This is a genomic window from Musicola paradisiaca NCPPB 2511 (assembly GCF_000400505.1).
In the GTDB taxonomy this organism is placed as follows: Bacteria; Pseudomonadota; Gammaproteobacteria; order Enterobacterales; family Enterobacteriaceae; genus Musicola; species Musicola paradisiaca.
Genome location: NZ_CM001857.1, coordinates 2,450,773 through 2,469,804 on the forward strand (window position 1 = coordinate 2,450,773; position 19,032 = coordinate 2,469,804).

Annotated in this window: 22 protein-coding genes and 1 pseudogene; 22 read left to right on the top strand and 1 reads right to left on the bottom strand. The window is 51.7% G+C overall.

Annotation, left to right across the window (positions count from 1 at the left end):
- Positions 1-84: 84 nt before the first annotated feature.
- From DPA2511_RS10715 to DPA2511_RS21565, 10 genes and pseudogenes are all read left to right on the top strand, one after another.
- Entirely contained in the window at positions 85-306 is a 222-nt protein-coding gene (locus DPA2511_RS10715) for a hypothetical protein (RefSeq protein WP_015853783.1), read from the top strand.
- A 540-nt stretch (positions 307-846) separates the two neighbouring features.
- A complete protein-coding gene (locus DPA2511_RS10725; RefSeq protein ID WP_015853784.1) occupies positions 847-1,050 on the top strand; it encodes a tail protein X in 204 nt (67 codons plus the stop codon).
- Between the two features lie 45 nt (positions 1,051-1,095).
- Positions 1,096-1,242 (top strand): phage tail protein, encoded by a 147-nt coding sequence (locus tag DPA2511_RS24105; RefSeq protein WP_264176035.1) that lies wholly within the window; start codon positions 1,096-1,098, stop codon positions 1,240-1,242.
- 40 nt (positions 1,243-1,282) lie between these two features.
- A complete protein-coding gene (locus DPA2511_RS24110) occupies positions 1,283-1,564 on the top strand; it encodes a phage tail protein (RefSeq protein WP_264176036.1) in 282 nt (93 codons plus the stop codon).
- 171 nt (positions 1,565-1,735) lie between these two features.
- A complete protein-coding gene (locus DPA2511_RS10735) occupies positions 1,736-2,377 on the top strand; it encodes a phage baseplate assembly protein V (protein ID WP_015853786.1) in 642 nt (213 codons plus the stop codon).
- Positions 2,374-2,721: a GPW/gp25 family protein gene (locus tag DPA2511_RS10740; protein ID WP_015853787.1), complete on the top strand. Its 348-nt coding sequence runs from the start codon at positions 2,374-2,376 to the stop codon at positions 2,719-2,721. The genes DPA2511_RS10735 and DPA2511_RS10740 overlap by 4 nt, the downstream gene beginning before the upstream one ends.
- 4 nt (positions 2,722-2,725) lie before the next feature.
- Positions 2,726-3,634, top strand: coding sequence for a baseplate assembly protein (locus DPA2511_RS10745; protein ID WP_015853788.1), 909 nt, complete (start codon positions 2,726-2,728; stop codon positions 3,632-3,634).
- On the top strand, positions 3,627-4,238 hold the full coding sequence (locus DPA2511_RS10750) for a phage tail protein I (RefSeq protein WP_015853789.1): 612 nt from the start codon (positions 3,627-3,629) through the stop codon (positions 4,236-4,238). Before DPA2511_RS10745 ends, DPA2511_RS10750 begins: the two co-directional genes overlap by 8 nt.
- 367 nt (positions 4,239-4,605) lie before the next feature.
- Positions 4,606-5,961, top strand: a complete 1,356-nt coding sequence (locus DPA2511_RS10755) for an esterase-like activity of phytase family protein (protein WP_015853790.1) — start codon at positions 4,606-4,608, stop codon at positions 5,959-5,961.
- A 206-nt stretch (positions 5,962-6,167) separates the two neighbouring features.
- A pseudogene (locus DPA2511_RS21565) lies at positions 6,168-7,510 on the top strand (MFS transporter).
- 109 nt (positions 7,511-7,619) lie between these two features.
- On the opposite strand, the gene smrA reads toward DPA2511_RS21565, so the two are convergent.
- The gene (gene smrA / locus DPA2511_RS10765) at positions 7,620-8,186 is read right to left on the bottom strand and encodes a DNA endonuclease SmrA (RefSeq protein WP_015853792.1); all 567 of its coding nucleotides are present in this window, start codon (positions 8,184-8,186) and stop codon (positions 7,620-7,622) included.
- A gap of 421 nt (positions 8,187-8,607) precedes the next feature.
- Between smrA and DPA2511_RS10770 the strand changes: the two genes are divergently transcribed.
- The 12 genes from DPA2511_RS10770 (at position 8,608) to DPA2511_RS23450 (ending at position 18,955) form a co-directional block, all read left to right on the top strand.
- The gene (locus tag DPA2511_RS10770) at positions 8,608-9,159 is read left to right on the top strand and encodes a phage tail protein (protein WP_015853793.1); all 552 of its coding nucleotides are present in this window, start codon (positions 8,608-8,610) and stop codon (positions 9,157-9,159) included.
- On the top strand, positions 9,159-9,773 hold the full coding sequence (locus DPA2511_RS10775; RefSeq protein WP_015853794.1) for a tail fiber assembly protein: 615 nt from the start codon (positions 9,159-9,161) through the stop codon (positions 9,771-9,773). Before DPA2511_RS10770 ends, DPA2511_RS10775 begins: the two co-directional genes overlap by 1 nt.
- A 209-nt stretch (positions 9,774-9,982) precedes the next feature.
- Positions 9,983-11,152 (top strand): phage tail sheath protein, encoded by a 1,170-nt coding sequence (locus tag DPA2511_RS10780; protein ID WP_015853795.1) that lies wholly within the window; start codon positions 9,983-9,985, stop codon positions 11,150-11,152.
- Positions 11,153-11,166: 14 nt separating this feature from the next.
- Positions 11,167-11,685, top strand: a complete 519-nt coding sequence (locus DPA2511_RS10785) for a phage major tail tube protein (protein WP_015853796.1) — start codon at positions 11,167-11,169, stop codon at positions 11,683-11,685.
- A 63-nt stretch (positions 11,686-11,748) separates the two neighbouring features.
- Positions 11,749-12,039: a phage tail assembly protein gene (locus DPA2511_RS10790; RefSeq protein ID WP_015853797.1), complete on the top strand. Its 291-nt coding sequence runs from the start codon at positions 11,749-11,751 to the stop codon at positions 12,037-12,039.
- A 32-nt stretch (positions 12,040-12,071) separates the two neighbouring features.
- The gene (locus tag DPA2511_RS22830) at positions 12,072-12,191 is read left to right on the top strand and encodes a GpE family phage tail protein (RefSeq protein ID WP_023638314.1); all 120 of its coding nucleotides are present in this window, start codon (positions 12,072-12,074) and stop codon (positions 12,189-12,191) included.
- Entirely contained in the window at positions 12,184-14,397 is a 2,214-nt protein-coding gene (locus DPA2511_RS10795; protein ID WP_015853799.1) for a phage tail tape measure protein, read from the top strand. Before DPA2511_RS22830 ends, DPA2511_RS10795 begins: the two co-directional genes overlap by 8 nt.
- A 13-nt stretch (positions 14,398-14,410) precedes the next feature.
- Entirely contained in the window at positions 14,411-14,905 is a 495-nt protein-coding gene (locus tag DPA2511_RS10800) for a phage tail protein (RefSeq protein ID WP_015853800.1), read from the top strand.
- On the top strand, positions 14,902-16,107 hold the full coding sequence (locus tag DPA2511_RS10805) for a contractile injection system protein, VgrG/Pvc8 family (RefSeq protein ID WP_015853801.1): 1,206 nt from the start codon (positions 14,902-14,904) through the stop codon (positions 16,105-16,107). The genes DPA2511_RS10800 and DPA2511_RS10805 overlap by 4 nt, the downstream gene beginning before the upstream one ends.
- A gap of 96 nt (positions 16,108-16,203) precedes the next feature.
- Complete coding sequence (locus tag DPA2511_RS22835; protein ID WP_015853802.1) at positions 16,204-16,398, top strand: ogr/Delta-like zinc finger family protein; 195 nt, start codon at positions 16,204-16,206, stop codon at positions 16,396-16,398.
- A gap of 501 nt (positions 16,399-16,899) precedes the next feature.
- A complete protein-coding gene (locus tag DPA2511_RS10815) occupies positions 16,900-18,753 on the top strand; it encodes a sensor domain-containing diguanylate cyclase (RefSeq protein ID WP_015853803.1) in 1,854 nt (617 codons plus the stop codon).
- 19 nt (positions 18,754-18,772) lie between these two features.
- Entirely contained in the window at positions 18,773-18,955 is a 183-nt protein-coding gene (locus DPA2511_RS23450) for a hypothetical protein (RefSeq protein WP_153247096.1), read from the top strand.
- Positions 18,956-19,032 lie beyond the last annotated feature (77 nt).

Sequence of the window (19,032 nt, forward strand, 5' to 3'; positions counted from 1 at the left end):
ACAGGTTCTGCACTTATAGGTTGACGAATATATCCGAATACAAAATACTGTATATAAATACAGTGATGTAATGGAAGAGGTACCGTGGAACAGACAGAAACAAAAGAGCTAACCCTGTCAAGGATTAGATTGATCTCTGATATGTCACTGATTTCACAATGTAATCCTGAAGAAATGAAAATCGCCATGTCACTGATCGCCGATTTATCGCACGGTGAAATTCCGGATAGTGATTATCAACAAATCCTGAAGGAATATGGTGATCTTCAGCGGTTGAGGACCTGGTTCGACCAACAGATGTTGTAAGGAGCAATAATGAGTGGCAGCCATCAGGATCCGTGCACACTGAATTATCAATGCCGTTTTTATTATTTCTTTCCACGTTTTTTATATTGTCGACAAACACAGTAAGTCTCTTTTTCCAGTGGTTGCATGAACGCTTACATAAAACAGCAAATGCCATATTTTTAACGATTTCACACAGGCTCGTTTACCTGACGGGTGCAGAACCGTGGTAACGGAACCTTTGACGGCAATTGATTTCGGTTTGTATTTTCACGATTACCCCAGATCGACAATCACCCCATTAATCGTGTTGGCGTTTCGATTAAGGTTAAGGAACTACCTTATGTAAATGGACTTGTTGCTCTTCCTCTGCATTAAACCAACCTCATCAAGGCACCCGGTCATTTCCCCCGGGTGCCTTCAGGCCACTAAAAATATCCTCACTCCCGACGCCGATGATTATCCAGCGATGGCACAACAAACCGAGATTGCCCGTATTGGCAGGCTCAGCAAGGATATGGTTTCAGAATCCCGAACTGCTCAATCACGTAAAGGTACCCAATGAAAATTTACGCTCATCAGGACGATACGCTGGATCAAATCTGCTATCGCTACTACGGCAAAACACAAGGCATTGTCGAAACCTTACTGTCATCCAATCCGGGTCTGGCCGACCTGGGCCCACTATTGCCGCACGGGACTGCGGTCGAATTACCGATTATTCAGACATCGTCCACCCGAGAAAGCGTCAATCTCTGGGAATAACGTCGCTGCCCACACCTGTTTTCCCCCTCTTTCACAGGATATCTCATGCAAAAACCTATCGACCTTCGGCAACGGCTTAATCAAGCGTTTCCTGCATTGGCGGCATCCCCCGAGGCCTTACAATTGCGGATTAAAAAGGGAAGCGTTGTCACCACGCCGGCACCATCACTGACGTTCGAATATCCAATATAACCTATTAATAAATATAGTTAATTTCTCTGACGATATTGATGTGCTATGCGTCACCCTTCTCTCCTGGCTACAGACTAACCAGCCGGATTTGTTCACGCGCGACAGCGCCAAACGGCGGGGAATTCGCTTTAAAACCCGGCCCAATACCGATGGCACTACTCATCTGACCGTATCGCTACGCCTGACGGAACGCCAACGGGTGCGTGAAGAGAATCAGACGCTCCACGTCACTTACTTACCCGAACCGCCGCCGCCGGAACCGGTTACTCGTCCTACGGCGCTGTATATCAATGGCGAATGGGTTAGTACATGGGCATCTTGAGTTCGCAACCGGCGACGCACACGGCACGCGCCACCCAGCCCGATACACCGTTCACCATGACGGACAGCGTATTGAGCCGGTGGCGGCACGCCAACTTTGTCCCCGGTTGTGCCATCGTCAGCCCAATACCGATCGATTGTTTCCTCCAAAACGAAAACGCATGCTTCTCCTATGAACACATACGACTATCTTTCAGAGATCCAACGCACCCTACGCAACCTGATTCGTATCGGTGTCGTCACGGACGTCGATACCCAGCAGGCGCGTTGCCGCGTACAAACCGGCGGCATCACCACCGGGTGGCTTAACTGGCTATCCCGCCGTGCGGGCAGCTCCCGTGAATGGTGGGCGCCTTCCACCGGTGAACAGGTGCTTTTGCTCGCCATCGGTGGAGAGCTCAACACCGCATTCGTACTGCCGGGTATCTACAGCAACCAGCATCCTGCGCCTTCGACGTCCGCTGATGCTTGCCATATCCAGTTCCCGGACGGCGCAGTGATGGAATATGAGCCCGCCACTGGCGCGCTCATAGTCGCCGGCATCAAAACAGCCAGCGTAACGGCGGCGGAATCTGTGGTCGTTACCACCAAAAATGTCACCGTCAATGCCATCGAACGCATCACGCTCGCTACCCCCGAGGTTGTCTGCACCCACAAGCTGATCACTCAAACGCTTGAGGTTCAGCAGGGCGGCAGCATCACCGGCAATATGACCCACTCGGGCGGCAGCCTGACGTCTAATGGCATTGTGGCGCATACCCACCAGCACAGCGGCGTCCAGAGCGGCGGCGGCACAACAGGAGGCCCATTATGAGCAGCAGCTATAGCGGCATGAACTGGGATACCGGCGTCAGTCGCAGCGATGTGGAGCATTTGCGCCAGAGCGTCCGCGATATCCTGACGACACCGCAAGGTAGTCGGGTTATGCGCCGCGAGTACGGTTCACTGCTTTCGTCATTAATTGATCAACCCCAAACCCCGGCGTTGAAGTTGCAAGTCCAGGCCGCCTGTTATGTCGCGTTGCTGAAGTGGGAACCTCGCCTGACCCTGACATCCCTCTCCATGGAGAGTCGTTATGACGGTCAGCTGCTTGTAGACATCACCGGCACCTACACCGATGCCAATACACCGCTTTCATTAACTATTTCAGTGAGTTGACATCATGCCCATTATCGACTTAAGCCAGTTACCCTCACCCAGCGTAGTTGAAACGCTGGATTATGAAACGCTGTACGACGAGCGCAAGAACACGCTGTTGTCGCTCTATGCCGACGACGAGTTGGAAGCGATATCCCGCACGTTGTCACTGGAATCGGAGCCGCTGACCAAACTGCTACAGGAAAACGCCTATCGTGAATTGTTGCTACGCCAGCGCATCAACGAAGCGGCGCTTTCCGGCATGTTGGCTTTCTCTCTCGGTAGCGACCTTGACCAGTTGGGCGCCAATGTCAACGTTTCACGTCTCACGATTACCGCAGCAGATACAACTTCGGTTCCACCGACCGACGCAGTCATGGAGTCCGATACCGATTTTCGGTTACGCATCCAACAGGCATATGAGGGGTTAAGCGTAGCGGGCCCCATCGGTGCCTATCAGTTTCATGGCCGCAGTGCCGATGGACGGGTCGCTGATATTTCCGTCACCAGTCCCAGCCCGGCGCAAGTGCTGGTTTCCGTATTATCGCGCGAAAATGACGGGACGGCCGACGACGACCTGATCGCCATCGTCAACGCCGCGCTGAATGCCGAAGATGTCCGTCCGGTGGCGGATCGGGTTACGGTGCAATCCGCCAGAATAGTGAACTACACCGTTGACGCCTCCTTGTTCCTTTATCCGGGCCCGGAAGCTGAACCTATTCGCACGGCGGCAGAGCAGAAACTGCAAAGTTACATCAGTACGCAACATCGCTTAGGCCGTGACATTCGCCGTTCAGCTATTTTCGCAGCGCTGCACGTTGAAGGGGTTCAGCGCGTGGAGCTTACCCAGCCGGCTGCGGATATCGTGCTTGATGATACGCAGGCATCATATTGCACCCAATATACGCTGACGGTGGGAGGTACGGATGAGTAACAGCCCCCTCTTACCACCGGGCTCGTCGACGCTGGAACACAACGTCGCCGTCACCGGAGCCAGTCTGGAAAGCATCCCGCTGCCATTACGCCAGTTGTGGAATCCAGACCGCTGCCCGGTTGGGCTACTGCCCTATCTGGCCTGGGCGGTATCGGTCGATCGTTGGGATGAAACATGGCCCGAAGCGACCAAACGCAGGGTTATCAAAAGCGCTTTTTTCCTTCATCGCCACAAAGGCACCGTCGGCGCACTGCGCCGGGTGGTCGAACCGCAAGGCTATCTGATCCGCATCAAAGAGTGGTGGCAAACCGGAGATGCCCCAGGGACATTCAGGCTGGACATCGGCGTTCAGGAAAATGGAATTACCGAAGAGTCTTTTCGTGAACTGGAACGCCTGATCGCCGATGCCAAACCTGTCAGTCGGCATTTACTGGGCCTGAATATCACTCTGGATAGTCAAGGTACCGTTATCCTGGGGGCCAGCAGTTACAGCGGCGACGAACTGACCATCTACCCGTACTTCCCGGAAACCGTCATCGTCTCCGGCGAGGACGTTAACGGCGCCGCGCTGCATATCATCGACAGTATCAGTGTCAGCGGATAAGCGGCTTACCGCCGACAGAGACAACATCCGCGCTGCTTTTCCCCGTCTTGTGCGCACCGGTCACTGCCGGAAACGCCGGCGGGGAACCTCATTCCCGTGGATTAAACCATCCGATGAGGCTCATCCGCGCCGGGTTATTCCCGTCAAGGGCCTCGCCACACGCCGTCAATCTGATGAGTAATTGCATGTTGCAGCATCTCCCGCCCTCGCAATATCGCCGGTTGATAAAGGCTGACAGGTGTGTCAGCCGGCTGAGACGGTGCTTTTCCCACCGCCTGCAATGCTTCTCCGGCGATCCGGCTGTCATGTTACTGTCGTATTGGTTTCCTAATGTAAATGCAATTTTTACATCATCAGGACTACCACTATGCGTCTGCACTCATTGTTGTTTTCCGCTGTTTTCGCCACCGCCGCCGCACCAGCGGCCGACATTCACGCCGAACACTACCAAATTGCATTCCCCAATCAGGATCGGGTTGCCTATCAGGGTGCCTGGAAAACGCGATTTCCTACCGGTTTCCCGATGGGGATCGGCTCAGGGCTGACGTTTACCGGTCGGAACGGCAACCAGCTGACCTTTGTCACCGTCACGGATCGCGGGCCAAACGCCGATGCGCCCGCTTATCAAGGTCAGGAAGGCAAGATCTTCGCCGCCCCTGACTTTACGCCATCCATCATGACCCTCACCCTCGACGGCAATCAGGCGACAGCGTCCGCCCTGCATCCCTTACATGACGAAAAAGGGCCGGTCAGCGGCCTGCCCCTGCCGGCAACACTGGTGGGCAGCACACGCGAAGTCGCACTGAGCGACCAATTAAAGAAACTGCCGGACGACGCGCGTGGCGTGGATACAGAGGCCATTACGCCGGATGGCAGCGGCGGCTTTTGGCTCTCCGACGAATACGGCCCGTTCCTGCTCCATATCGCCGCTGACGGCAACATTCTGCAGAAATTCGGGCCCACTCCGGCTGATGGCGAAACCGGCATCGCCACCGGGTTGCCCAACATCATCAAATGGCGTCAGCCCAATCGTGGATTTGAAGGCGTTACTCGCCTGCCGGACGGCCGTATTTTGGCGGCGGTGCAAAGTACGTTGGATATCGACGGGAAGACGCGCGATAAAGCCCTGTTTACCCGGCTGGTCAGCTTCGATCCGGCGACGGGGAAAACCGCCATGTACGGCTACCCACTGGATCCGAGCCACTGGAAAAAGATGGGCGACGCCAAAATCGGCGATATCGTCGCGCTAAAGAATCATCAAATACTGGTTATCGAACAGGGCGCCGACAAGGACAAAGTCATGCACAACCTGATTTATCGGGTTGATTTTGGCGATGCCAGCGATCTGACCACTTTCGATCAACAGCAACCTGCCGAATGGAACGATGCCGCTACCCTGGCCAGTCGGGGAATTCGGCTGGCTGACAAACAGCAAATCGTCGATTTGCGGGCACTGGGTTGGGAGCCGGAAAAAGCGGAAGGGTTGGCATTGATTGACGCCAGTACGCTGGCCGTGACCAATGACAATGACTTCGGCCTGCAATCCGTCCTGACGCATCCGGCGAATGGCGTAAAGAAAATCGGCAGCTACCAGGCCAACGCTGAAGGCACTTTATCGTTGGAGGGCAAAGCCACCCAGGCGGGTGTTGAACTGGAACCGCTGTCCAGCGACGAAGCCGCCAGCCAGCTCTGGATCATTCACCTCCCCCAACCGCTGAAATAACTGATCAGTTAACGCGACGGGCCAACGGGGCGGCTACGAGAGGTTAGGCGCCCCTAACCCAGGTTGTAAATGGCGGGTTGACCAATCACGGCTTGCTTTCACTGCACAGATAAAATTTATTCCCATCACCGTATTTCCCTATCGGCAATTATTGTTTACAGTGTAAGCCATTATGAACATCTTGCTGCACTGTTGGAGAATAAAGCGTGACGGGTTCTACCGCAATCGACGTTCGCCAGTTGATTAATCAACGCCCCCTTGGTTCTTATCAGAAACTGATTGTTTTTCTGGCTTTTTGCATTATCGCCCTTGATGGCATGGACATCGCACTGATGGGGTTTATCGGCCCCTCGCTGAAAGCCGCCTGGGGGATCAGCAACGCCGAGCTGGCCGTGGTCATCAGTTCGGCGCTGATCGGCCTGGCCGTCGGCGCCATGGTTTCAGGCCCGCTGGCTGACTGGAAAGGCCGCAAGGCGATTATTGTGTTCAGCGTGTTGATGTTCGGCCTGTGGACCCTGATGGCCGCTTACTCGCAAAATTTACAGCACCTGGTGATATTCCGTTTTCTGACCGGTCTGGGGCTCGGTGCCGCCATGCCGAACGTCGGTACGTTAATCTCCGAATTCGCGCCGGAAAAAAGGCGTTCATTTATTATTACAGTCGTCTTCTGTGGCTTCAGTTTCGGCGCCGCCAGCGGCGGCTTCGCGGCATCCTGGATGATCCCTCACTGGGGTTGGCCGTCCGTCTTTTGGCTGGGTGGCATTCTGCCGCTGCTGCTGACGCCGTTTCTGTTGTGGAAACTGCCGGAGTCCGTTCGCTTCCTAGTGACCAGACGCGCCTCATCACAACACATTCATCGTGTTATCGAGAAAGTCGCACCCGGCGTCAGCACAGCGGACAGTCAGTTCGTCATGCCTTCATCCGAGAAAAACCGGGGTTCTCGGTTCAACTGGTGTTGTCGAAGTCTTATCGTTTTGGCAGCGTTATGCTGTGGGGAGGCTATTTCTGCGGCATGTTTATGGTGTACCTGCTCGGCAGTTGGCTGCCGACAGTGATCAAGGACGCTGGCATGAGCGTCACCGAAGCCACCGTGATCACCGCGCTCTATCAGGCGGGAGGCATGTTCGGCTCCCTGTTCGCCGGCTGGCTGATGGATCGTATCAATCCGCATCTGGCGCTGGGTGCCATCTACGCCGTCGGCGGCATGGCAACGGCGTTGCTCGGCATATCGAATAGTACCGTCCTGCTGGCGTTAATCGCCTTCGGCAGCGGGTTCTGCCTCAACGGCGCCAACACCGGGATGAACGCTCTCTCGGCTCGCTATTACCCGACAGAAGCCCGCGCGACCGGCGCCGGTTGGATGCACGGCATCGGGCGTTTCGGCGCCATTATGAGCGCCTTCGTGGGTGCTCAGATGGTGAATATGGGATGGGGGTTGGTGGTTATGTTCGCCATACTGTCGCTGCCGGCATTTCTCACGTCGGCGATGATTCTGGCCAAAGGCCAGTTCAGCCAGACTCGTCCCGCCGTACTCGAGGCCGCCTACTGACCGCTGAACCATTACCGCCTCCCCGGCAAGTGGTTTGGGGATGACAATCATAACAACGCCCGGTTCGCGGCGTTGTTATGTTGTCTCATTGACAGAGCGCCGTACTAAACTAACGGCTGTGCTTGGCATGACGTTCACGATTATCCCAGCGCGCCTGTTCGGATTTTTTCAGCGCAATGTAGCAGGCTCCACTGCCGCCATGAAACGGCTGCGCAACGCAAAACGCCTGTACCGCCTCAAATTGTTGCAGCCACCGGAACAAATAACTGCGCACGATGTTGGCATGCGATTTATCGTCGCGAGACTTCCCATGAATGACCAGGAGATTACGCAGGCTGTCCTTCTGTGCTTGCTGCATGAAAGCAAACAGATTCTGCCGGCAGCTAGCCACCGGCTGACGCAGCAAATTCAGGCTGGCATCCAGTGGGTACTTCCCCTGACGCAGTTTATCCAATACCCCTTGTTGAATACCTTCTTGGCGGAATTCAAGCGGGGCCGTGATGGGAATAGGGTCAATGAAACTGGTGATCAGAAAATTATCCGTTGCCGATTCGGTACATACCACCGGGGCAGCGTTGGTCGACGAAGGCTTCAGATGTACAACGGATGCAGACGGCTTCAGCGGTTTGACATCATCCATGGCGTTTAAAAACAGGTCTTTCTCGTCAAGGGTCATCGTGTCACCCACCTTTACTGAAACAACCGGCCTACTATAGCGAGAGCTCCGGGAAAGATCATCCGCTCACCGGCGTTCTTCCCCGATTCCGCGGTTAACCGATCACCTTGTCCCCATCCGCTGACATCACGAACCCGCATCGATAAAAATGGCTGCGCGCCATGTTAACTAATAGGGTTTATTTATCAGATATTGCCGCGTAATACATTTTGAATGCTATGGCTAATAAAGGTCATGACTGATAACCGTGATGACTAATAACCGTTATGACTAATAACAATGCCCCTTCATTATTTACGCAGAGAAAATAAAAAACATGTTTAGCCGTTTCTCACACAACAGGCGAAAAAACAAATTTTCATTCCCCCCGGCAAAATACACATCGGGAAAATAACACCCGGTTTTAATTTCTGGAGGAATCATGAAAAAAAGTCACGCTATTGATCTGACGTTAGGTAAAGAGAATTTTTATAAAAACAATCGGGTTCGTATCGACAATATTTCAGTGTGTTGTTGCAAATGCGCTGATGAATCCGTCGATAGCCTGAAGGCGCTTATCGGCATCCCCCAACCCTGGCCGTTAGCCGATGCTCCGGAAGGCTGGCTGAAATGTAATGGGCAGGCGTTTGATACGGCCAAATATCCTGAACTGGCGAAATGCTACCCGAGCGGTACTTTACCGGATTTACGCGGCGAATTTATTCGTGGTTGGGATGACGGACGAGGTGTGGATACGAGTCGAGAGTTAGTTTCCGCTCAATCAGGTACGTATATTACCGGTGATAGTGATTCACAACCCAGCGTTCAGGGAATTGGAAATATCACAGAGTGTCATGTGGATTCACCTGATTCAAATGCCCGCTCGATTTACTGGATACCCGCGACCAAAACAGATCGTCTGACAGGGCCAACGTATTGGGGCGTGACTCGCCCTCGTAATATTTCTTTCAATTATATTGTTAAGGCAGGTTAATGATGGCAACCCTAAACGACACAGAGATTCAGCTTAATACCCAAGGGCTGAGTATGAGTGCAGGTTATATTACGGTTTATCATATCGCGCCACAGACCCGGGAATATATTGGCAGCTCCCGAGAATTTCTCATGGAGGGCGTGGGTATTCCAGCATACAGTTTCATTGATACTCCGCCGGATTCGGAGGCTAAACAAGCGATTGTCCGCAGCGAAGACGGGGTAAGTTGGGTGTTCACGCCCGATTACCGTGGGAAAACGGCTTACAATAAACAAACCCGACAGTCTGTCCTTGTCACACAGCCTGGGGAACTGTCTGATCAGTTGACGCTGCTCTCTCCCACTACCGACTATGATGTCTGGCAGGATGATGGCTGGGTTACTGATGCGCAGGCGCAGAAAACGGCGCAGGTCGAGGTAGCTAAAGCGCAATTGGCCGATGATATCGCCGAGGCGGAAAAGCAAATTACCGTATTGCACTATGCCGTAGATCTGAATATCGCCACCGAACAGGAAACCCAACGTCTGGCGGACTGGAAAACCTATCTGGTTCTGCTAAATCGGGTTGATGTATCGGAAGCGCCGTCGATTGATTGGCCAACCATACCGGCCTAAGCGGTATAGGCCGTATCGTATGTTCCCCGACACGGGTGCCGTCACTGCGGCATCCGTTTTTTATTTTTACGTAATCAATTGTTTTTAATACCAATAAAAACAAGCTCATCGCGATACTGTTGTGCCATCCCATACCAAACTCCATTCGCATGCCTTCCGTTTGCCGCCAAGGCACTATGACTCGCACCCCACAACAGGAGAACTTCTTGATGAGTGACTTTCATCATGGTACGCAGGTCGTCGAAATCAACGATGGAACCCGCGTCATTTCAACCGTATCTACCGCGATTGTCGGCATGGTCTGTACCGGACCCGACGCCGACGCCGCCACCTTTCCACTCAACACACCGGTGCTGATTACCGATGTCCTGACCGCCGTCGGCAACGCCGGCACCCAAGGCACCCTGGCGGCCGCTTTGCAGGCCATCGGCGATCAGACCAAACCGGTCACTATCGTGGTACGTGTTGCCGAAGGCGCCACAGAAGCTGAAACGGTATCCAACATTATCGGCGGCGCTGATGCCAACGGTAAGTATACCGGCATGAAAGCACTGTTGGACGCTCAAGCCGTTACCGGCGTCAAACCGCGGATCCTGGGCGTTCCCGGGCTGGATTCCCAGCCTGTCGCCACCGCGCTGGCGTCCATCTGTCAATCGCTGCGCGCCTTCGGCTACATCAGCGCCTATGGTTGTAAAACGCTGTCCGACGCTATCAAGTACCGCGACAACTTCAGCCAGCGCGAATTGATGCTGATTTGGCCGGACTTTATCGCCTGGGACAGCACCGCCAACGCCAGCACCACTGCTTACGCCACCGCCCGTGCACTGGGCTTACGCGCCAAAATCGATCAGGAAACGGGCTGGCACAAAACCTTGTCCAACGTCGGCGTCAACGGCGTCACCGGTATCTCTGCCAGCGTGTACTGGGATCTGCAAACCATCGGCAGCGATGCCGACCTGTTGAACGAAGCCGGCGTCACCACCTTGGTTCGCAAAGACGGGTTCCGCTTCTGGGGCAACCGTACCTGCTCCGACGATGCACTGTTTCTGTTTGAAAACTACACCCGCACCGCCCAGGTTCTGGCCGACACCATGGCTGAGGCGCATATGTGGGCAGTGGACAAACCGGTTACTGCCACGCTGATCCGCGACATTATCGAAGGTATCAAAGCCAAGTTCCGCGAACTGAAATCCAACGGTTACATCATTGATGCCGACTGTTGGTTCGATGAAAGCGCCAACGACCAGAGCACGCTGAAAGCGGGCAAGCTGTACATCGACTACGAGTACACGCCGGTACCGCCACTGGAAAACCTCACGCTGCGTCAGCGCATCACCGACAAGTATCTGGTGAACCTGGCCGCATCCGTTAACAGCTAAGGAGCCACAGACACATGGCACTGCCTCGCAAACTGAAATATCTCAACCTGTTTAACGACGGTATGAGCTACATGGGTCAGGTGAACTCGGTCACTCTGCCAAAACTGACCCGAAAACTGGAAAACTACCGCGGCGGCGGTATGAACGGCGCCGCACCGATAGATTTCGGCCTGGATGACGAAGCACTGGTTCTGGAATGGAGCATGGGCGGCCTGCCTGACGCGACTTTCTGGAGCCAATACGCACTACCGGGTGCCGATGCAGTCCCCCTGCGCTTCGCCGGCTCTTACCAACGTGACGATACCGGCGACATCAGCGCTGTCGAAATCGTCCTGCGTGGTCGTCACAAGTCGATTGACAGTGGTGAATCCAAACAGGGTGAAGAAACCGACGTGAAAATCTCCACCCAATGTACTTACTACAAACTGATCATCGATGGCACCGAAATGATTGAGATCGATACCATCAATATGATCGAAAAAGTCAACGGTGAAGATCGGCTGGAACAGCATCGTACCAACATCGGTCTTTAATCCACCTTACTGGCCAGCTATGGCTGGCCAGAATTGCTTTGAAACCAATTTGGAGTATTTAACATGACGGCTGAAGTCACTGTGCAAGAAAACGTAATTTCACTGCACACCCCGATTAAACGTGGTGAAACGCTGATCGAATCAGTCACGCTGCTAAAGCCCACGGCCGGCACACTGCGCGGCATCGGCCTGGCGGCGTTAGCGAATGCTGACGTAGAAGCATTGATCAAAGTGCTTCCTCGTATGACCACCCCTTCTCTCACCGAGGCCGATGTCATGGCGATGGATCTGTCCGATCTGTTGCTGTTTGCCGGTAAGGTGATCGGTTTTTTGGCGCCGAGCTCGGCACAGTAACATTGCCGAAGCGCCTTACCGTTGACGATCTGATGGCGGATATCGCCGTGGTATTTCACTGGCCGCCGTCAGAACTTTTCCCCATGAGCCTGGCGGAGCTTACTCACTGGCGTGCCAAGGCATTAGAACGAAGTGGACAACCCAATGAGTAAACTCGCTAGCCTCAGTGGCTTGTTAACACAAGCCGCTCACATCAGCGATCAGCTATACCTGGCCCAAACGGGTATGGCATCCGCCAATAAGGATGAACGCTCGTTCAGTCAGCGCATGGATGCGCTGGCTTCCCTCATCGAGGGGGCAGCCAAACAAACTGATGATCTCGTTGATTTAGCTAATAAAACTAAAGACACGACGTTGGCTGGAAAAAAAGTCGTCCGCCGCTATCAGGCCATCAACCGTCTGAATAGAATGAAAACGCCTGTTCCAGCTGACAACGCCTCAACCTCGTCATCATCACCAGACCAGCCGCCCATAAAAAATGCGCCTCAGGCATCACCCAAAACGGGAAACTCATCAGGGCGTACCAAAGTCGCCCTCCGCTATCAGGCCATCAAACGTCTGAATGAAATAAAATCGCTGGTTCCGGCCGACAACACCTCAACCCCGTTATCATCACCAGACCAGCCGCCCATAAAAAATGCGCCTCAGGCATCACCTAAAACGGGAAACCCTTCAGGGCGTATACTTGCTCAGGCGGGTAAATCTGGTGACATCGTCAAGGATTTTGGCAATAAAGGGGCCGAACTGACAAAGGGCTTACATCAAAAATACACCGAACTACGCACCTTATTTACGCCAGAGCAGACACTTCCTGCCTCTGTAAATGATACGTCAACGTTATCAAACGCCTCGTCAGCATTAGCGACAACAGCCATACAACCTGCAGTGCAACCCCAAATCCAACAACCACTACCGTCAAATGAAAACCCGTCGCCGAAATATGACAGTGACACCAGTGTGATAACAAATTCATTGCAGCAAGTCAGATTGGCTTTTGCCCTACTGCGTGCGGAACTGACTTACCTCAGTGACACAATTGCAGGCACGTTGCAGTACAGCAAAACATCCGTAGATGATTTTCGCACCACCTTATTAGCAGTGGAGCCCGCGGCAAAGGCGGCTAATCTGGCTGTTGCCCCAGCCAAAACCATACCCAACATATTCCCCAACAATCAGGGGACAGACGGCGGATCGAACCGCGCGCCAGACGCACAAAATAAGGCGGCATCCACTGTATTGATGAACAGTGATCAGCAAAACGCGCTCACGCAACATGGCCTCACCGCAGCACCGTCTACCGAACCAACGAACACCGCGTTGAATATGCTAAAACCGGCGCTAACCATTAACTGCCTCTGTACCAGCGCACAACAATCAGCCATTGATGCTTCGGGCATCAGCGGTTCTCAATCGGCGAATATTTCTGCGGGAAATACACTAGCCAGACAGGAAAGCAGTGCAAGTAGCCTGAGTAAGGCCGCACAGCAATGTCAGGCCAGTTTGCAAAGTTGCACTCAGACCGCTCCAGGCTTGCTTGATACGATTGATAGTGTACTAAGTACCAGCGAAAATATTTTTTCCGTAATAGGTTCTATCGGTTCATTCGTCTCTATCGTGGCGGGTAACGTAGGCAATCTTATTGCTATTTTTGAGTTCCTCTCACCCCTATTTATGGTGATCGGCGGTACGATTATTTCTGCAATATCGGCAATCAGTTTACCCATTATTGGTATTATCGCACTGGTCGCGGCAGGGGCAGCCTTAATTTATAAGTATTGGCAACCTATTGGTGCTTTTCTTTCCGGTGTTTTTGATGGGTTCGTTGCAGCATTTTCCCCGCTTCAGGGGGTGTTTGAACAACTTAGAATTCCATTCGACGCATTATTTAAGTTGGTTGGTGGTCTGTTTAATTATTTCAAGGATCTGATTTCCCCCATCAAAATGTCTCAGGAACAGTTGGGGGAGTTCAGGCAAGCCGGTGAGATAGTAGGGAGAGTGTTAGGCGACATATTGATGGCGCCCATTAATGCGATCAAATGGATACTGGATAAAATTGAAATAACTAAAAACGCATTACTTTGGTTAGCAGGGAAAAGCGCTACCAAAGCAGAAGATAAACCGGAATTACCGCTACCTGATGGAGAGCGAATTGTTCCAAACTACAATGCAATCACCTCCGGGAATAATAGCAAGAGCTACAGTGACAATAGCGTCATCAATAATAATATACAAATCACGGTTCCACCGGGCTACAGTGACGAACAGGTCAAACAACATATTAATTCCGCATTAAATGACCAGGCACAACGGAAGCAAGACATGCAATTAGGTTCAATGAGCGCTGGATTGTTAGATTGAGGAGAAATATATCATGATGTTGGCATTAGGATTATTCGTTTTCCACCTAAAGACATTACCCTATTCCTCCCTGAAGCGAGATCTAAAATATAACTGGGCGGAAAATAAACGCATTGGATTACGCAGCGCTTACCAGTATTTGGGGAAAGGGGATGATTTAATTACTCTTTCTGGGAAAGTTTCACCCGAAATATCTGGAATAAGTAGCCAGTTATCTCTGTTTGCACTGGAGTACATGGCTGCATCAGGCCGGGCCTGGCCATTAATAGAAGGCAGCGGCAAAATTTATGGCATGTATATTATTGATAGCTTTAACTATACCAATAGTGAGTTATTTTCCGATGGTAGCGCACGCAGCATTGATTTTAGCCTAACACTGAAACGTGTAGATGAATCATTGAGTGATATGTTTGGCGATCTTTACGAGCAGGCCAAGGAATTATATGACACCAAGGTAACGCCCGCCTTAACATCACTGAAGGCAACGGTGGAGAGTATTTCACTATGATTATTAACAATCGCATTGGTATTGCGACCAGTCTGGCACCTGATTTTCATATCACGATTGATAAATCACAAACAAGTGACGAAAGCAATAATACATCACAGGCCAAACATACCGATTTTAAATTAAATGATCGCCTTATAGATTTGAGCATTACTGATAATTCCGGCACACAAGCTGATTCACTAAAAATCACACTGAATGACAGTGATGGGAAACTGCTACTACCAGAACGTGGGCATAAGATAATTGTTAGCCTTGGCTGGAAAGGTCAGCCGTTAACACTTATGGGAAGTTACATCGTCGATAAAGTAACGTACTCTGGCACGCCAGATAAAATAGATGTCAACGCACACAGCGTCAATTTTCGAGGTTCTCTTACTACCCCGATAGAAACGTCATATAACGATACAACATTGGGTGACATCGCCCGCGCAATAGCAGAACGCAATGACTTACTTTATTCTATTGAGGAAGCTATATCGAAAAAAAATATCGATAGCGAACATCAGTCGAAAGAGTCTGATATTACATTCATCACTCGATTGGCAAAAAAAAATGATGCTATCGCCACGATTAAAAATGACACTCTTCATTTGTTTACAGAAGGAAAAGGCATAAACAGTGATGGCAGTAACATGCCAACGTATCTCATTGAACGCAGTGATGGTGACTCTTTTTCCTTCACGATTGCTGACCGCCCACTCAACAGCACCGTGCTCGCCAACTGGCATAATAATCAAGATGCCAAAACACATAATGTGAAAGTCAGTCGGGTGGATAAATCCTCCACATCCACGCAATCAACGCATCCACAGGCAAAATCGACCACCGACGCCACAACAGGCACGCAGTCTAGCGATTACACCGCAGGAGCGAAAGACAACCAGCAAGCGCTCCAAAAAACCTATGCCACACAGCAAGAAGCTATCCAAGCCGCGATAAGCAAATGGCGTGAAGTTCAGAGACAGGGCGTCACGCTAAAGCTGTCGCTAGCCAAAGGCCAGGAACACCTCAAACCTGGGGGATTAGTCAACGTGAAAGGTTTCAAAAAAGTGATTGATGAAAAACGCTGGTCAATCAAAACCATCACACATTCCGTGAACACATCAGGCTTCAAAACAAGTATTGATTTAGAGGCTGCGTTGCTGGATGTAGAGTACGAAATCAGCTATGACGTGGTCGTTAACTCCTCATCCACGTAGATCACTTATCGAATTTATAATTTGCAAATTCGAATTTTGATGTGTAGTGTACGGGTAAGATATTTCGTTAACCCGAACACATAAGGTGAATTCAAAATGATGCATTGTCCATTGTGTCGCCACGCAGCGCATGCCCGCTCAAGTCGTTACCTGTCTGAAAATACGAAAGAACGTTACCACCAGTGCACTAACGTGAATTGCGGTCATACCTTTGTCACCCTGGAAGCCGTCACTCGCTCCATCATGCGTCCAGGCAAAACCGAACCCGTTGAAGAGCCCACCAATCCTTAATATCTGCTCCACGCTTCGCTGTGTGTTTCTCTCAGACCGTTTTCCCGCCGCCAGGCGGGTTTTTTATGAAACACACAAAAACATTGAAGATAAAAAACACAAAAAGTGAATTATAAATCACAAAATAATCGGGTGACGTCAAATAAAAACCCGGTTTATAATTCTAATATTCTGTATTATTTTTAGTTACTTACTACGCGCACTCACGCTTTCAGCACTTATCCTATTTAACGAATGATTAAGCGCATGCCTTCGCGAACGCAGGCAGCAGGTAAAGACGATACTCGCGTCTAATCGGTGATCGGATACACAATTCTTAAAAAAAAACACAATCATCGGTCAAGATGTTCGATAACTGTCTTTAGGGTTGCGGTACGCGCCATAGGTGCTGCCGAATTAGCTTGAACGAGTTTCACCTGTCAGCAGCAGGACATCCATTGCTGTCAGAACATTGGGTCAGGGAACTGCGGCCGTCTCGTTGTCATTGATAAAGGTTGCTCCATGAGTCCCTTACGCCACCGTAGCGATAAACATCAACAGCGCGTCCTTGCGCGTATGCTGAAAATTTTTGAGTCTCAGCCGGCCGAAGAACTGCAACGGCTCATTCGTATCGTTCAATCCTATTTCCAGGTAAAAAGCGTAGTGATCTCACTGTTAGACGACCATCGGCAATGGTTCCTGTATCACTGCAACTTTTCACTGCCCGAACCGCCGATCAACCATTCCTTCTGCGTCCACACCGTCGACGGCGATGCGCCGCTGATCGTCCCCGACACATTGGAAGACCGGCGTTTCGCCAACAACCCTCTCGTCACCGGGGAACCGCGGGTACGTTTTCATGCCAGCTACCCGCTCCACCTATCGACAGGCAAAGCGTTCGGTGCGTTATGCCTGTATCACGATCAACCGCGACTATTCAGCCCGCCTGATCTAGAGCAATTGGGCGACCTGGCTTTCATCGTGCAAACCACCCTGCAAAAGGTAGAAATGCAGGCAAACGCCGAACTGGTGCGGGAAAAATTCCAACACATGGAATCCATCAATCAGCAGATATTCTCCCGTGCTGCGGTAGGACTGGCGTTGATCATGCCAGACATGAAACCAGTAAAAATCAACGCCGCACTCTGTAACATACTGGGATACAGCGAGGAGCTACTGTTGACGCTCCCGGTGGAACAGGTCGTCTATCCGGACGATCTCCCGGCGCTTATCGCCACCCACCAACGGCTGCTCTCGGGAGAAATATCCCAGGATATGGCGCAACGGCGTTATTTCCGCGCAGACGGCAGCGTCATCTGGATGCTGGTCTCCATTTCCGCGCTCTACAATCCGAACGGCAGCATCTTCGGGCTGCAGGTGGCGCTGCACGATCTCAGCCAATTAAAAGCCACCGAACAGGCGCTGCGTGAACTGAGTCAGGAGCTTGAACAGCGCGTAGAACAGCGAACGCAGGAGCTCATGCTTAGCCATCAATTCATCCAAGACATCACCGATCATATCCCGGCATTGGTCTCCTGCATCAGCCCGGATAACCACTTCACGTTTACCAACCGCCATTTGCGTAAACTGCTGGGCGACGAGCAGCAGGATTATTACCAGCAGGATATTCACAACATCATGCAGCCGCCCGAGTTAGCACTATTTCTTCCCCGGCTGGAGGAGTCGCGGCAAAAACGGCTGCCGATGTCTTTCGAACACACCGTACATACCCTGAACAACCAGTTTATTACCTACCATACCGAGCTGGTGCCCGCAGCCCGGCCGGAGGATGGCACCTATATTCTGTCAACCGACATCTCCCGATTGACGGCACTGCGCGACAGGTTGGTGTTCGAAGCGAATCACGACCACCTCACCGGCCTGCCGAATCGCCGCGCCGTCATCAACCATCTGACGCGCATCATCAACAAAAAGCACCGTAAACCCTTGGCGCTGTTATTTTTCGACATCAATAACTTCAAGCACTACAACGATCAATTCGGGCATGGGTTCGGCGATCGGGTGATCAAGGTTTTTGCCCGCCTGCTGCGCCGGAATACCCGTGCCTATGACTTCATCGGGCGCCTTTCCGGCGACGAATTTCTCATGGTCATCCATGAGCAAAGCTGTCTGCCCAGAGAAGTACAGATCATCGGTGAAAAATTGAAAAATCGGATTGAAAAGCCGGTGAAAATCTTCAATCAAACCATCACGCTGTCAGCCAGTATCGGTACCGCTTTCCTGCCTCAAGGTGCAACGCTGAACATCAACGAATTGATACGCCAGGCCGACGCGGCCATGTACGAGGATAAACGGCGTTTCCAGCGCCCAATAAAGGAACCAGCCGACGAACCGAACCGCGCCGAGAAAGAATAGCCAGCCGGCGGCATTCATCATGCTGGGGTTAATCGGCGCGGCGGCGTTTTCGGCGACATTGCCGAAAATAGCAGAAGGATTTGCCATAAACAGAATAATGAAATCCCGTAAAATTTCTCATCACCGGTTGTTTAAGCCAGATATTTTTATTGATAACAACAATTATCCTGCTGCCGCAGATATAAGTAATTCATGTGATTAAAAATACAAAGAGGCTAAAGCTCGCTCATTACAATGCCGATGTATTTTTTACAAAAAAATCACATCTATTGAGTAGCG

What these genes read in the sequence shown, in the direction of transcription:
- DPA2511_RS10725 (WP_015853784.1), top strand. Translation starts at nt 847, where the DNA reads ATGAAAATTTACGCTCATCAGGACGATACGCTGGATCAAATCTGCTAT.
- DPA2511_RS24105 (WP_264176035.1), top strand. Translation starts at nt 1,096, where the DNA reads ATGCAAAAACCTATCGACCTTCGGCAACGGCTTAATCAAGCGTTTCCT.
- DPA2511_RS10735 (WP_015853786.1), top strand. Translation starts at nt 1,736, where the DNA reads ATGAACACATACGACTATCTTTCAGAGATCCAACGCACCCTACGCAAC.
- DPA2511_RS10740 (WP_015853787.1), top strand. Translation starts at nt 2,374, where the DNA reads ATGAGCAGCAGCTATAGCGGCATGAACTGGGATACCGGCGTCAGTCGC.
- DPA2511_RS10745 (WP_015853788.1), top strand. Translation starts at nt 2,726, where the DNA reads ATGCCCATTATCGACTTAAGCCAGTTACCCTCACCCAGCGTAGTTGAA.
- DPA2511_RS10750 (WP_015853789.1), top strand. Translation starts at nt 3,627, where the DNA reads ATGAGTAACAGCCCCCTCTTACCACCGGGCTCGTCGACGCTGGAACAC.
- DPA2511_RS10755 (WP_015853790.1), top strand. Translation starts at nt 4,606, where the DNA reads ATGCGTCTGCACTCATTGTTGTTTTCCGCTGTTTTCGCCACCGCCGCC.
- smrA (WP_015853792.1), bottom strand. Translation starts at nt 8,186, where the DNA reads ATGACCCTTGACGAGAAAGACCTGTTTTTAAACGCCATGGATGATGTC.
- DPA2511_RS10770 (WP_015853793.1), top strand. Translation starts at nt 8,608, where the DNA reads ATGAAAAAAAGTCACGCTATTGATCTGACGTTAGGTAAAGAGAATTTT.
- DPA2511_RS10775 (WP_015853794.1), top strand. Translation starts at nt 9,159, where the DNA reads ATGATGGCAACCCTAAACGACACAGAGATTCAGCTTAATACCCAAGGG.
- DPA2511_RS10780 (WP_015853795.1), top strand. Translation starts at nt 9,983, where the DNA reads ATGAGTGACTTTCATCATGGTACGCAGGTCGTCGAAATCAACGATGGA.
- DPA2511_RS10785 (WP_015853796.1), top strand. Translation starts at nt 11,167, where the DNA reads ATGGCACTGCCTCGCAAACTGAAATATCTCAACCTGTTTAACGACGGT.
- DPA2511_RS10790 (WP_015853797.1), top strand. Translation starts at nt 11,749, where the DNA reads ATGACGGCTGAAGTCACTGTGCAAGAAAACGTAATTTCACTGCACACC.
- DPA2511_RS22830 (WP_023638314.1), top strand. Translation starts at nt 12,072, where the DNA reads ATGGCGGATATCGCCGTGGTATTTCACTGGCCGCCGTCAGAACTTTTC.
- DPA2511_RS10795 (WP_015853799.1), top strand. Translation starts at nt 12,184, where the DNA reads ATGAGTAAACTCGCTAGCCTCAGTGGCTTGTTAACACAAGCCGCTCAC.
- DPA2511_RS10800 (WP_015853800.1), top strand. Translation starts at nt 14,411, where the DNA reads ATGATGTTGGCATTAGGATTATTCGTTTTCCACCTAAAGACATTACCC.
- DPA2511_RS10805 (WP_015853801.1), top strand. Translation starts at nt 14,902, where the DNA reads ATGATTATTAACAATCGCATTGGTATTGCGACCAGTCTGGCACCTGAT.
- DPA2511_RS22835 (WP_015853802.1), top strand. Translation starts at nt 16,204, where the DNA reads ATGATGCATTGTCCATTGTGTCGCCACGCAGCGCATGCCCGCTCAAGT.
- DPA2511_RS10815 (WP_015853803.1), top strand. Translation starts at nt 16,900, where the DNA reads ATGAGTCCCTTACGCCACCGTAGCGATAAACATCAACAGCGCGTCCTT.
- DPA2511_RS23450 (WP_153247096.1), top strand. Translation starts at nt 18,773, where the DNA reads ATGCTGGGGTTAATCGGCGCGGCGGCGTTTTCGGCGACATTGCCGAAA.